We start from the raw sequence: 12,172 nt of genomic DNA, 5'->3' as shown, positions 1-12,172 counted from the left end.
CCTTCCAGACAGCCGAAACAGAAAAAGTCTTCAACAAGGACTTCGGCGGCTACTTTATCAAAGAAGGCTGGGACATTGATGAATTCTAAAGTCAGGAGTTAAAAGTTAGCAGGTAGCGGTTAGCAGTGAGCAGTTGGGAATTAGCAATGTGCAATTAGTAATGATGAGGGGAAAGCCTTCCCCTCGCTCCAACCGCTTCGCGTTTTCCGCTACCCCTTCTGCGCCCTCAAACGCCGGGCGCAACGCCCGCTTAAAATAATTTTGACGCGGATAGACGCAGATAAACACAGATATAAATAAAATTTAAAATCTGCGTGCATCAGCGTGCATACGCCACTTCGTGTCGTTTGCGTTAGTAGAAATTATTTACTTGCCGCTCTCGCGGCTAGTGCATCTGCGTCTAATGCAACAGGAAGGCAAAATGACCGACATTACACAACTTTCTTCTATAATAAAAGATTCTTCCCGGCTTGTTTTTTCGGATAAAATCGAGGCTCGGTATCTTTCTGATACGCTTGGGCGCAAGAAGGGAGTGGCTTCGGCGCTGGTTTTTCCGGTCTCTACAGAGGAAGTGAGTGCAATCCTGCGCTTCGCTTACTCGAATGGAATTCCGGTAACTCTTCGCGGGGCGGGAACTAATCTTGTGGGGTCTACTGTTCCGCATGACGGTTCTATCATCCTTGATTTTTCTTTGATGAACAAAATTCTTGAAATCGACAGGGAAAACTTTACGGCGACTGTTGAGCCTGGCGTGATTCTTGAGGACTTTCAGAAATATGTCGAGAGCATGGGGCTTTTTTATCCGCCTGATCCGGGAGAAAAGCGGGCTTCAATCGGCGGAAACATTTCTACCAATGCTGGCGGAATGCGCGCCGTAAAATACGGAGTCACACGCGACTATGTGATGGGGCTTGAAATCGTAAAAGCCGACGGAACCATAATCACCTTGGGTAGCAAAAACCGAAAGGACACCACAGGTCTTGACCTCAAAGACATGGTAATCGGCTCGGAAGGAACTCTTGCCGTCATCACAAAATGCCTTTTGCGCCTTGTGGGAAAACCAGAAAAATCTCTGAGCGTTCTTGCGGGCTTCAACTCGCTCAAATCCGGGATTGAGGCTGTCCCAAAAATCTTACAGGCGAATCTCAATCCCACGGCAGTTGAGTTCATCGAAAAAAAAGTCGTTGCTCTGGGCGAAAAGTTTCTCAATCTCAAATTTCCGCTCGAAAGCGAGGCTTATCTCCTTCTCACTTTTGACGGAAGTGCAGGCGAAATCGATGAAGCTTACAAAAATCTGCAAACTGTCCTCAAAGATTCAGCAGAGAAAATCATTTTCCTTGATGACTCCGCACTTTCTCAGAATGTGTGGCGCATCCGGGGCTGTCTTGTGAAGGCTGTTGAGGCTGTGAGCGAGCAGGAACCGCTTGATATTGTCGTTCCGATTGCAAAAGTCGCTGATTTCGTCAATTTCGTGAACAAGCTCGAAGGCAAAAGCGGAATGCAGATGATTAGCTTCGGTCACGCAGGCGACGGAAACGTTCACCTTTGCGTTGTCCGTGGCGACCGCAGCGAAGAAACTTGGCAAAAAGAACTTCACGAAAATCTTGAAAAACTCTATTCTTATGCAAGGGAACTTGGCGGTCTTATTTCCGGCGAGCATGGACTAGGAGTGAGCAAGAGAGAGTTTTTCTTTGCAGAGACTCCAAAGGCAAATGTGGAGCTTATGAACGCCGTAAAATCCGCCTTTGACCCGAAAAGGATTTTGAACGCAAATATTTCGTATGTGAGATAAAGATGCCCGCACAAGGGTATGGAGCACCTGCGAAGCAGTTCCGAAGCGTAGCGTAGGAATGAGCGTTAGCGAAGTGCGGAACACCCGACCGCCGCTTGTCGGCGGTTGTGCCCTTAAGTTTAAAAACGAAATGGAGCAAACATTATGCCAGAACTTTCAAACCGAACCGCAACTTTTACTGACAGCGTAATCCGCCGCATGACACGCATTTCAAATCAGTACGGAGCCGTAAATCTCTCACAGGGATTCCCGGACTTTGAGCCGCCCCGCCCTATTCTTGAACGACTGGCCCAGGTCACAAAGGAAGACTTTCACCAGTACGCAATCACCTGGGGAGCACAGAATTTCCGTGAGGCACTTGCAGCCAAAATCGAGCACTTTTCGGGCGTGAGCGTGAACCCGAACGAGGAGCTTGTTGTCACTTGTGGCTCAACCGAGGCGATGATGGCCACAATGATGAGCGTGACAAATTCCGGCGACAAAGTGATTGTATTCTCGCCATTTTATGAAAATTATGGCGCGGACACGATTCTTTCTGGGGCAGATCCGATTTATGTTCCTCTTATTCCGCCGACTTTCCGATTTGATGCAAGTGTCCTCGAAGACGCTTTCAAGCAGAAACCAAAGGCAATCATCGTCTGCAATCCGTCGAACCCGTGCGGAAAAGTTTTTACCCGGGAAGAGCTTACGATAATCGCCGACCTCGCAAAAAAATACGACACTTTTGTCATCACAGATGAAGTTTACGAGCACATTCTTTACAAACCGCACGAGCACACCTACATGGCAAGTCTTCCCGGCATGAAGGAGCGCACGATTACCTGCAATTCGCTTTCAAAAACCTATTCGATTACAGGCTGGCGACTCGGCTACACTCAGGCAAATCCCGAAATCACCGAGCGAATCAAAAAAGTCCATGATTTTCTCACTGTCGGAGCGGCTGCCCCCTTGCAGGAAGCGGCGGTCACAGGCTTAAAGTTCGGAGACGAGTATTACAAGGACTTGCAGAAAAAATACACCCACAAGCGGGAGCTTTTCTTGCGTGGCTTGGACACAATCGGCCTCTCGCACACGGTTCCAGAGGGCGCGTATTACATTCTGATTGATATTTCTGAGTTCGGCTATGAGTCCGATTTGGAATTCGCGGAAGTTCTGGCTCAGAAAGTGGGAGTCGGCTCGGTTCCGGGTTCCAGCTTCTTTAAAGAGCCGGAAAATCGCTTCGTCCGCCTGCATTTCGCAAAAAAGGACGACACACTGAACGAAGCACTCAACAGGCTGGCGGATATTCGGCGTAATCAGGCTTTTACAACCTTATGAAAAGAATGTTTCAAATAGGGCAGTAAAAACTCCAAAGATATATTTCATGGACACAGGCTTAGTTTGCTTCCTTGTAGGATGGACCTCTGCACAAGTCGCAATGAATGGAGCTATGGCTGGCGGACTTTTTGAAAACTTCGTTGTCAGCGAAATAATCAAATCATACTACAATGCCGGGCATCTCACCCAACACACTGAACCGCCTTGAAAGCATACGCTCAAAACTACTATAATGCTAGGTATATGGATTATGCGTTTATTCAAAAAGTTATCCCCATGTACACAGAGGCTGCTTTACTTACTATACAGCTTGCCGTGGCAGGAATTCTGCTTTCGTTTTTGCTGGGGCTGATTTGTGCCCTCATAAAATATTTTAAAATTCCGGTTATTCAGCGTGTTGTCGGTGCATACATCGAGCTTTCCCGCAACACTCCCCTTCTGATTCAGCTTTTTTTCCTGTATTTTGCTTTTCCGCGAATGGGAGTCAAGCTTTCTTCGGTTCAGTGTGCAATCATCGGTCTTACTTTTCTGGGCGGCTCCTATATGGAAGAAACCTTCCGTTCGGCTATTGAATCAGTCTCTAAGATTCAGATTGAAAGCGCCCAGTGCATAGGGCTCACATCCCGTCAGGTCACTCAGTATGTTATTCTGCCACAGGCAATTTCAGTTTCGGTTCCGGGATTTTGTGCAAATGTCATGTTCTTAATCAAGGAAACATCTGTATTTTCAGCCGTCGCACTTGCGGACTTGATGTATGTTGCCAAAGATTTAATCGGTCTTTATTACAAAACAGACGAAGCACTCACGCTGCTCTGCGTATCGTATTTTCTTCTGCTTCTTCCAATCTCTGTGATTGCATCTTTTGCTGAAAGGAGGCTGCGTTATGCTCAATTCGGAAACCGTTAGTGCCATAATTTCAGCGTTCAGCGTGCTCACAAAGGGCACGAATTTCATCCGTCTTTTGGGTGGACTTTGGGTTACTGTCTGGATTGCCCTTGTTTCCGTGGCCTTTTCAATCATCCTCGGAATCCTTTTTGGAATGTTGATGACGGTCAAAAACAATGTGGTTAAGGTCGTCTGCAAAATCTATCTGGAAGTCATGCGTATCATGCCGCAAATGGTCCTGCTTTTCATGGCATATTATGGCCTCACCCGCGTCTTTGACATTTCGTTGAGCGGAGAAGCGGCAAGCATCCTCGTCTTCACTCTATGGGGAACGGCCGAAATGGGTGATTTAGTGCGCTCATCCCTTGAAAGCGTGTCCGTTCACCAGTATGAAAGCGGCAGGGCAATCGGTCTCACGGAACGACAGGTCTTTTTTTACATCATCATTCCGCAGACTTTACGCAGCCTGATTCCCCTTTCGATGAACCTGATTACCCGAATGATAAAAACAACTTCGCTCGTAGTCTTCGTTGGTGTAATTGAAGTCGTAAAAATCGGCCAGCAGATTATTGAAGCAAACCGCCTTACAGTTCCAACGGCCAGCATCTCGGTCTACTTCGTGATTTTCATGATGTACTTTTTCGTCTGCTGGTTCCTGAATCTCGGCGCAAAAAAACTGGAGAAAAAAAATGGCACTTTTGGAAATTAAAAATATCAAAAAATCTTTCGGTGAAAATGAAATCCTCAAGGGAATCTCCCTCAATGTCGAAAAAGGCGATGTCATCGTTGTTTTAGGCCCATCCGGCTGCGGAAAGTCTACCCTGCTCCGCTGCATCAACGGCCTTGAAACGATTCAGGATGGCGAAATCAAGCTTGACGGCGAAGTAATCTCAAACCGCAGCAAGGACATGCACTTAATCCGCCAGAGAATCGGCATGGTTTTCCAAAGCTATGACCTTTTCCCGCACCTCAATGTGATGAAAAACCTGCTTTTAGGTCCGAAACACGCTCACGAACTGAACCTCGACATGAAAGAAGTCGAAAAAGAAGCCGAAATGTGGCTTGAACGAGTCGGACTTGCCGATAAAAAGAACGCATACCCGCGCGAGCTTTCAGGCGGGCAGAAACAGCGCGTCGCAATCGTTAGAATGCTCTGTCTTCACCCGGAAGTAATGCTTTTTGATGAAGTAACTGCAGCCCTCGACCCGGAAATGGTGCGCGAAGTCCTTGATGTTATGATGAACCTAGCCAACGACGGAAAAACGATGCTGATTGTAACCCATCAGATGCAGTTCGCCCGAGCCGTCGCAGATAAAATTGTCTTCATGGACGGCGGCGAAATCGTAGAAATCGCAACGCCCGAAGAATTCTGGACAAATCCGAAAACAGAACGCGCAAAGAAGTTTTTGAGCAACTTCGAATTTGAGTCACGAAGAAAATAATTTTATCGGCTCCCTTCCGCTCTCGAAGCATAGCTTCGAACGAGACTCGCCTAGAAACCTGTCTCACAGGTTTCTTCACCTTCGGTGACCGGCTCCCTTCCGCTCTCGAAGCATAGCTTCGAACGAGACTCGCTCAAAACCTGTCTCACAGGTTTTGTCCCCCTTCGGGGGTCGCTCCCTACCCATTGACTTAGTAGGTAATGAATGGTATAACTAATCATCTTCAAAAACGAGGTGATTATATGAAAAAATCTATTAAGACATTTATCGCAGCTTCACTTGTTGCGCTTACGGCTGTTTCTGCATTTGCAAAACCAAAATTCCGCACTGTAGAGCAGATTAAAAAAAGCAAGACAATCAAAATCGCTGTTTTCTCTGACAAAAAGCCTTTCGGTTATGTTGACGAGTATGGCAAGTATCAGGGATATGATGTTTACTTTGCAGAACGAATCGCAAAAGATTTGGGCGTAAAAGTAAAATATGTTCCTGTTGAGGCCGCTGCCCGCGTAGAAGTTCTTGAAACAGGAAAAGTTGACCTTGTTCTTGCAAACTTCACAGTCACTCCAGCCCGTGCAGAAAAAGTTGATTTTGCGCTCCCTTACATGAAGTGCGCTTTGGGCGTTGTTTCAAACGACAAAGACCTTATCAAAAAGCCAGAAGACTTGAACGGCAAGACTTTGATTGTTTCAAAAGGAACAACAGCCGAAACTTTCTTCACAGAGAATTATCCTCAGGTAAATCTTTTGAAATTCGACCAGTATTCAGAAGCATACAACGCTTTGCTCGATGGCCGTGGAGCAGGTCTTTCTACAGACAACACAGAGGTTCTCGCATGGGCAATCGAAAATCCAGGCTTCTCAGTCGGAATTGAATCGCTCGGTTCACTTGATACAATCGCTCCTGCCGTTACAAAAGGAAATTCATCACTTTTAAACTGGCTCAACAAAGAAATCAAGACACTCGGAAAAGAAAATTTCTTCCATGCTGATTATGAAGCAACTTTGCGCGCCGTTTATGGTCCAAACTCAGATGCAGACTCACTCGTAGTTGAAGGCGGACAGCTTTAATTCCCCACAAATCAAACACCGGGTTCGGGCCAATCACCTGAACCCGATTTTTTCGCATATCTTCCCGCAATCATGACTCTTCAGCAGATAAAATATGTCCTCGGAGTGGCCGATTCAGGCTCCTTCAACAAAGCTTCAGAAAAACTGTACATTTCTCAGCCGTCTCTTACGAGCAGCGTTCATGATTTGGAAAACGAACTTTCTTTCAAAATCTTCAACAGGAATTCGCGAGGAATAACATTAACCGAAAAAGGAAGGGATTTCATATCTGATGCCAAAAATCTTTATCATGAGTACCAGAAATTAATTGAAAAATACACTTGCCACACAAAGAAATCATTTTCCGTATCCGCCTTGTATTATGCTTTTGCCCGCAAAGCCTTTGTTGAAGTCGTAAAAAACTTCTCTTCTGAAGGCTATGACTTTTCTTTCCGTGAACGAAAGGCTTCAGATGTAATATATGATGTCATGGCAGAAAAAAGCGAACTCGGCATTTTGTATTTGAGTGATTCAAATCATGAAGCAATATCAAAGAATCTCAAAGAAAACAAACTGTCATTTCATAAACTCACCGAATGTAGTGCCTTTGTTTATATGCACAAAACACATCCGCTTGCAGACAGGGAATCGGTTTCGTTGGACGACCTTTCAGAATACAAATTCGTCACTTTCGATACGGATGATCTAAAATCCTTTTTCTCAGAGGAAGATATACAACTATACGGACTTAATCAGGCAATCACAGTTGCTGACAGGGCCACAGAATTAAACCTTATCGAACATCTGAACGGCTACACTTTTCTTTCTGGAGTTTCCGGGGAAGAAAGCAGCGAAGATTTTGTTCTTGTTCCACTGAAAAATCATGATGGCTCGGTAAATCGTAGCTTTGAACTCGGCTATATCCAAAAAAACGGAAAAAAACTGGACAATATCAGTCAGGCATACATATCTTCAATCATTAAAATCCTCAACATAAAGTAAACCACTCTCCCCTATAGAAAAAATCTATAACCGCAATCAAAAAATTATATTAGTCAAAGATTTCAAAAAAATATAACCTACCATAACGATAGGTTTTGACCTGGCAACATTCAGGGTAAAACACATCAGGAGGTACTATGAAAAAAAATGTTTTTAAAAATGTTCTGGCTTTGACTCTTGCCGTTATGACTTTTGGTCTGGTTTCGTGCAAAAAGGATAACTCAAATGTGAAGACCGTTCTTGTCGGAACCGGCTCATCTTCACCACTTTACTGCTACCTTGACGAAAAAGGAGAGCTTGCAGGTTTCGAGATTGATGTAATCAAGGCAATTGATGAGCTTTTGCCTCAGTACAAATTTGAATTCCAGACTTTTGACTTCAAGAACATTCTTCTTGCCCTTGCCGCCGGCAAAATCGACATCGGAGCACATATGTATGAATCTAATCCGGAGCGCCGCAAAAACTATCTTTTCACAGAGTATGGCTACAATGACTTTTCAAAATACATTGTCGTCCTGAAAAACAACACCGATGTAAAATCTCTCAAAGATTTGGTCGGAAAAACAGCGCAGGCTTCGACAGGTTCTGCAACAGGAGCAATCTTGCAGCACTGGAACGAAGACCATCCTAATGAGCAGATTAACGCGGTTCTTACAAGCACGCTCACAAACGAGCAGGTTGTTGCGGCTATGAAAAACGGCACTTACGACGCATTCTTCACGAATATTCCGAGTTTCAATCAGCTTCAAAAAGAATACGGAAATATTTTCCGGCTTGTCGAAGAACCGATTTCAACATCCGCATCTTACTTCATCTTCAATCTGGATAATCCTCAGTTAAAAGCTGATGTAGATGTCGCGCTCAAAAAACTGATTGATTCGGGCGAGCTTGCAAAACTTGCGATTAAAGACCTCGGTTCGGACACAACTCAGAATATCAATAAATAGAAGACAGTGGTGGTTAAGGTGATTGAATTGCCGAAACCACCTGCTTCTAAAAGCGAATTGGAGTTCTATGGGTGATTTATTTTCCTGGCAGCGAGTTGTGCAAAATTTTCCGATTCTGATTGTAAAGCTGCCGATTACTTTTGAAATAGTCGCAGTTTCATTTAGCGCGGGATTTGTTCTTGCCCTTCTGATTGCGACTGCCAGAATCAAAAAGATTCCTGTCCTGAACCAGCTTCTGACCGTGTTTATTTCTTTTGAAAGAGGAACACCTCTTTTGGTTCAGATGCTCGTAGTTTATTACGCGCTTCCGATTGCACTCCAATCATTTTTCGGAATAGACACGAGGCGATGGGAAAAAATCATTTTCGTTGACCTCGCTTTGATTTTGAATCAGGGCGTGTTTTTAGGAGAAATTTTTCGTGGTGCAATCACTTCGATTCCTAAAGGTCAGAAAGAAGCCGCACTTGCCTGTGGACTGAGCGAATTCAATGCCTTTGTGAAGATTATCCTTCCGCAGGCCGTGCGGATTGCGCTTCCTTCTACCGGGCTGAATCTGATCGGACTTTTTCAGGAAACTTCGCTCGTCTTTATGATTGGCGTGATTGACATTATAGGCCGGGCAAGTGCTCTTGGTGCAAGTTCAGGCCACAGCCTTGAAAGCTATCTTATTATTGCAACGATTTTTGTTCTGATAAATTTCATTCTTACGGCAATCACTACAAAAATCGACAAAAAGCTTTCTTATGGAGTGAAAGCCGTGAGAGAGGGGGCAAAATGAAATTCAGTTTTGAATATTTGTGGAAATGCATTCTCTCAGGCGTGGTTTTTATTCCTGTCACACTCCGCCTTGCCCTGATTCCGCTGGCAATCGGTCTTTTTTTGGGTACGCTGATTGCGCTTGCACGGATTTTCAAAGTTCCTGTAGTCGAGAAAATTTTTAAAATCGTCGTGGCAATTTATTCAGGAATTCCGGTGATGATTACACTCCTCGTATTTCATCTGATTTACCTGAGTTGCTTTAAGCCTGGGAAAAACGGAACGATGCTGCTCGCGTATTTTACATTCACTTTGGGGCGTACAATCATCGTGAGCGAATCGATTCGCGGGGCGTTTCTTTCGATTCCAAAAGGCCAGTATGAGGCGGCTTATTCGTGCGGACTCTCGACAGTTCAGACATTGAAGAAAATCATAATTCCACAGATGATTCCGGTCGCACTGCCTGCCCTTACGAACAACACGCTCGGTTCAATCAAGAATACATCGATTGTGCTTGTACTAGGAATCGTTGATGTTTTGAACGGCTCAACGATCCCCTGTGCGGACACTTACAGTTATGTTGAGGGATATGTAGCGGCGGCGATTATCTATTGGGCGATAAACGCTGTGGTTGAATTCTTCCTGGTTCGACTTGAAAAGCATCTGGCGAAAAAAAAATAAGATGCGACTTAGCGATGTCGAAATCACAAAAAATCGAGGATTATAAATGATAAAACTTGAGCATATAAAAAAATCTTTCGGTCATCTTGAAGTTCTGCATGATGTTTCACTCACGGTTGATGACGGAAATGTCGTGGTCATTTTAGGACCAAGTGGAAGCGGAAAGACTACACTTTTGAGGTCAATCAATTTTCTGGAACGGGCTGATAAAGGCTCACTTTCAATCGGTGATATAACGGTTGATTTGCACGGAGCAAAAAAGAAAGATGTGCTTGCGGTGCGGCGAAAAACTGCGATGGTCTTCCAGAACTACAATCTATTTGCCAATAAAACTGCGCTTGAAAACATAGTTGAGGCACTTGTGACTGGCCACGGAATTCCAAAAGCACAGGCAATTGAGCGGGCGAAACTGGAACTTAAAAAAGTCGGGCTTGCAGATAAAGAAAATTACTATCCGAGCCAGCTTTCTGGCGGTCAGCAGCAGCGCGTGGGAATCGCAAGGGCTGTTGCACTGGATGCCGAAGTGATTTTGTTCGATGAGCCGACCAGTGCGCTTGACCCTGAACTTGTCGGTGAAACTCTTGCACTGATTAAGCAGGTCGCAAAAGAAGGACACACGATGATTGTCGTAACCCACGAGATGAGCTTTGCCGAGGAAGTCGCGGACAAGGTTGTTTTTATGGACGGAGGATTTGTTCTCGAAGAAGGAAAGCCTTCTGAAATCTTCTACAATCCTAAGGAAGAAAGAACAAGACAGTTCTTGAAGAGAATTCTTCCGCCATCTGATTATATTATATAGAAGGAAAATGTATGCAAAAGCAGATTCAAGATACAATACGCGACAGCCATCCAGGTTTTGCCGATGTTCAGATTGGAAAATCAGGGGAGTTACGCGAAAAGGCACAGGCTCACTGTCTAAAAAACGCACACCGTACCTTTGAGCAGGGAATTCAGTGCGTGCAGGTAAACAGCATGAACGCGCTCGTTTCCTTGCAGGACACGGTTATGATTATTCATTCCCCGCTTGGCTGCTCTGGCTGTGCTTCATTCGGTGCGATTGACAGGCTGAATGTTTACAAGCATCACCGTGGCCGTGACGATGCCCCTGACAGCCATGTGATTTCATCAGCTCTTGGAGAAAAAGAAGTCATTTTGGGCGGCGAAAAACGACTTGAAGAGACTATTGAAAAGGCAGTCGCGCGCTACAATCCGAAAATCGTGTTCATTCTTTCCTCATGTGCTGCGGCGATTATCGGAGATGACATTGATGCCGTTGCCGAGCGCATGGAAAAGAAATACCGACTTCGGGAAGGAAAAGACATTCTTTTTGCACCGGTTCATTGCGAAGGTTTTAAGAGCCGAAATCATGCAACAGGCTACGACCTTGCCCTGGCAACACTCCAGAATTATGTGATTCGAGATGCACATCCGCCAAAACAGAAAGGCTTAATCAATCTTTTTGCAACTCATTCTCTGAGCTGGGCAGACCAGCAGGAAATGAAGCGGATGTTAAAGGCAATCGGTCTTGAAGCAAATATCCTTCCCTACAATGCGACTTATGAGGATATCATGAAAATTCCTGCCGCGGAATACAATATTTCAGTGTGCCAGATTTTCGGAGATTCCTACATCAAATTCTTAAACGAAAAATACGGAATTCCTTACGCAGTAACAAATATGCCGATTGGAAGCCGAAGCACAAACCGCTGGCTCAGAGCAATCGCAAAACTAGCCGGCAAGGAAAAAGAAGCAGAAGCCTTCATCGAATCCGAAAGTGCCGCAGTCCGCGAAGAAGTTGAGCGAATCAAAAAGAAGACCGACGGCCTCAAAGCGTGCCTCACGGCGGGAACAGGACGAGGCTTTGCAGCAGCCACTTTAATCGGTGACTACGGAATGAAACTTCTGTGCATGCACACACCATATTACGACGAAGCGTATATCGATGATTTCAAACGGCTCGAAGAACTTCACGGCTCTGACTTTCTTGTTAACATCGCCGACATGCAGCCTTACGAGCAGGTCAACCTTCTCAAAAAATTCAAGCCTGATGTCTTTATCGGAATGTCGAACTGGGTAAGCCGGCTTGGGATTCCTTCATTCCACATCCTCGATTCAAAACGCCCGACTTTCGGCTACAGGGGAGTTTTGTATCTTGGACGAAAGATTGAGGATGCACTCGACAACAATAACTTCAATAAAAATGTCTCGCAGTTCTCGAAAAACGCCTACCGCGAAGAATGGTATAAAAAGGACGCGTTCAGTTATCTGGAACTCCCGAAAGAATAAAGCACAGATTACACAGAT

13 protein-coding genes are annotated in these 12,172 nt (G+C 45.1%); all 13 read left to right on the top strand.

Annotated features, from left to right (window positions below; genetic code table 11):
* The first annotated feature begins 421 nt into the window (after positions 1-421).
* Positions 422-1,792, top strand: coding sequence for an FAD-linked oxidase C-terminal domain-containing protein (locus Q0Q74_RS10675; protein WP_294430699.1), 1,371 nt, complete (start codon positions 422-424; stop codon positions 1,790-1,792).
* 144 nt (positions 1,793-1,936) lie between these two features.
* Positions 1,937-3,109 carry a pyridoxal phosphate-dependent aminotransferase gene (locus Q0Q74_RS10670; RefSeq protein ID WP_294430696.1) on the top strand — a complete coding sequence of 391 codons (1,173 nt, stop codon included), beginning with the start codon at positions 1,937-1,939 and terminating at the stop codon, positions 3,107-3,109.
* A complete protein-coding gene (locus Q0Q74_RS10665) occupies positions 3,075-3,317 on the top strand; it encodes a DUF4143 domain-containing protein (RefSeq protein ID WP_367268347.1) in 243 nt (80 codons plus the stop codon). Before Q0Q74_RS10670 ends, Q0Q74_RS10665 begins: the two co-directional genes overlap by 35 nt.
* A gap of 35 nt (positions 3,318-3,352) precedes the next feature.
* Positions 3,353-4,015, top strand: coding sequence for an amino acid ABC transporter permease (locus tag Q0Q74_RS10660; RefSeq protein WP_294430695.1), 663 nt, complete (start codon positions 3,353-3,355; stop codon positions 4,013-4,015).
* Positions 3,993-4,703: an amino acid ABC transporter permease gene (locus Q0Q74_RS10655; RefSeq protein WP_294430693.1), complete on the top strand. Its 711-nt coding sequence runs from the start codon at positions 3,993-3,995 to the stop codon at positions 4,701-4,703. Before Q0Q74_RS10660 ends, Q0Q74_RS10655 begins: the two co-directional genes overlap by 23 nt.
* A complete protein-coding gene (locus Q0Q74_RS10650) occupies positions 4,684-5,436 on the top strand; it encodes an amino acid ABC transporter ATP-binding protein (protein WP_294430692.1) in 753 nt (250 codons plus the stop codon). The genes Q0Q74_RS10655 and Q0Q74_RS10650 overlap by 20 nt, the downstream gene beginning before the upstream one ends.
* A gap of 242 nt (positions 5,437-5,678) precedes the next feature.
* Positions 5,679-6,503 (top strand): cysteine ABC transporter substrate-binding protein, encoded by an 825-nt coding sequence (locus Q0Q74_RS10645; RefSeq protein ID WP_294430691.1) that lies wholly within the window; start codon positions 5,679-5,681, stop codon positions 6,501-6,503.
* 72 nt (positions 6,504-6,575) lie between these two features.
* Positions 6,576-7,484 (top strand): LysR family transcriptional regulator, encoded by a 909-nt coding sequence (locus Q0Q74_RS10640; protein WP_294430690.1) that lies wholly within the window; start codon positions 6,576-6,578, stop codon positions 7,482-7,484.
* A 137-nt stretch (positions 7,485-7,621) separates the two neighbouring features.
* Positions 7,622-8,431, top strand: coding sequence for a transporter substrate-binding domain-containing protein (locus tag Q0Q74_RS10635; RefSeq protein WP_294430689.1), 810 nt, complete (start codon positions 7,622-7,624; stop codon positions 8,429-8,431).
* 67 nt (positions 8,432-8,498) lie between these two features.
* Positions 8,499-9,209: an amino acid ABC transporter permease gene (locus Q0Q74_RS10630; protein ID WP_294430686.1), complete on the top strand. Its 711-nt coding sequence runs from the start codon at positions 8,499-8,501 to the stop codon at positions 9,207-9,209.
* A complete protein-coding gene (locus Q0Q74_RS10625) occupies positions 9,206-9,868 on the top strand; it encodes an amino acid ABC transporter permease (RefSeq protein WP_294430684.1) in 663 nt (220 codons plus the stop codon). The genes Q0Q74_RS10630 and Q0Q74_RS10625 overlap by 4 nt, the downstream gene beginning before the upstream one ends.
* Positions 9,869-9,914: 46 nt before the next feature.
* Positions 9,915-10,667, top strand: a complete 753-nt coding sequence (locus Q0Q74_RS10620; RefSeq protein ID WP_294430683.1) for an amino acid ABC transporter ATP-binding protein — start codon at positions 9,915-9,917, stop codon at positions 10,665-10,667.
* A gap of 11 nt (positions 10,668-10,678) precedes the next feature.
* Positions 10,679-12,154, top strand: a complete 1,476-nt coding sequence (locus tag Q0Q74_RS10615; RefSeq protein WP_294430681.1) for a nitrogenase component 1 — start codon at positions 10,679-10,681, stop codon at positions 12,152-12,154.
* The last annotated feature ends 18 nt before the right edge of the window (positions 12,155-12,172 follow it).

Source organism: uncultured Treponema sp. (assembly GCF_946187725.1).
Classification (GTDB): Bacteria; Spirochaetota; Spirochaetia; order Treponematales; family Treponemataceae; genus Treponema_D.
This window is presented reverse-complemented; position numbering and strand designations above follow the sequence as displayed.

Excerpts from the sequence above, each read along its gene's own strand:
- Q0Q74_RS10675 (WP_294430699.1), top strand. The coding sequence starts at position 422 with ATGACCGACATTACACAACTTTCTTCTATAATAAAAGATTCTTCCCGG.
- Q0Q74_RS10670 (WP_294430696.1), top strand. The coding sequence starts at position 1,937 with ATGCCAGAACTTTCAAACCGAACCGCAACTTTTACTGACAGCGTAATC.
- Q0Q74_RS10660 (WP_294430695.1), top strand. The coding sequence starts at position 3,353 with ATGGATTATGCGTTTATTCAAAAAGTTATCCCCATGTACACAGAGGCT.
- Q0Q74_RS10655 (WP_294430693.1), top strand. The coding sequence starts at position 3,993 with ATGCTCAATTCGGAAACCGTTAGTGCCATAATTTCAGCGTTCAGCGTG.
- Q0Q74_RS10650 (WP_294430692.1), top strand. The coding sequence starts at position 4,684 with ATGGCACTTTTGGAAATTAAAAATATCAAAAAATCTTTCGGTGAAAAT.
- Q0Q74_RS10645 (WP_294430691.1), top strand. The coding sequence starts at position 5,679 with ATGAAAAAATCTATTAAGACATTTATCGCAGCTTCACTTGTTGCGCTT.
- Q0Q74_RS10640 (WP_294430690.1), top strand. The coding sequence starts at position 6,576 with ATGACTCTTCAGCAGATAAAATATGTCCTCGGAGTGGCCGATTCAGGC.
- Q0Q74_RS10635 (WP_294430689.1), top strand. The coding sequence starts at position 7,622 with ATGAAAAAAAATGTTTTTAAAAATGTTCTGGCTTTGACTCTTGCCGTT.
- Q0Q74_RS10630 (WP_294430686.1), top strand. The coding sequence starts at position 8,499 with ATGGGTGATTTATTTTCCTGGCAGCGAGTTGTGCAAAATTTTCCGATT.
- Q0Q74_RS10625 (WP_294430684.1), top strand. The coding sequence starts at position 9,206 with ATGAAATTCAGTTTTGAATATTTGTGGAAATGCATTCTCTCAGGCGTG.
- Q0Q74_RS10620 (WP_294430683.1), top strand. The coding sequence starts at position 9,915 with ATGATAAAACTTGAGCATATAAAAAAATCTTTCGGTCATCTTGAAGTT.
- Q0Q74_RS10615 (WP_294430681.1), top strand. The coding sequence starts at position 10,679 with ATGCAAAAGCAGATTCAAGATACAATACGCGACAGCCATCCAGGTTTT.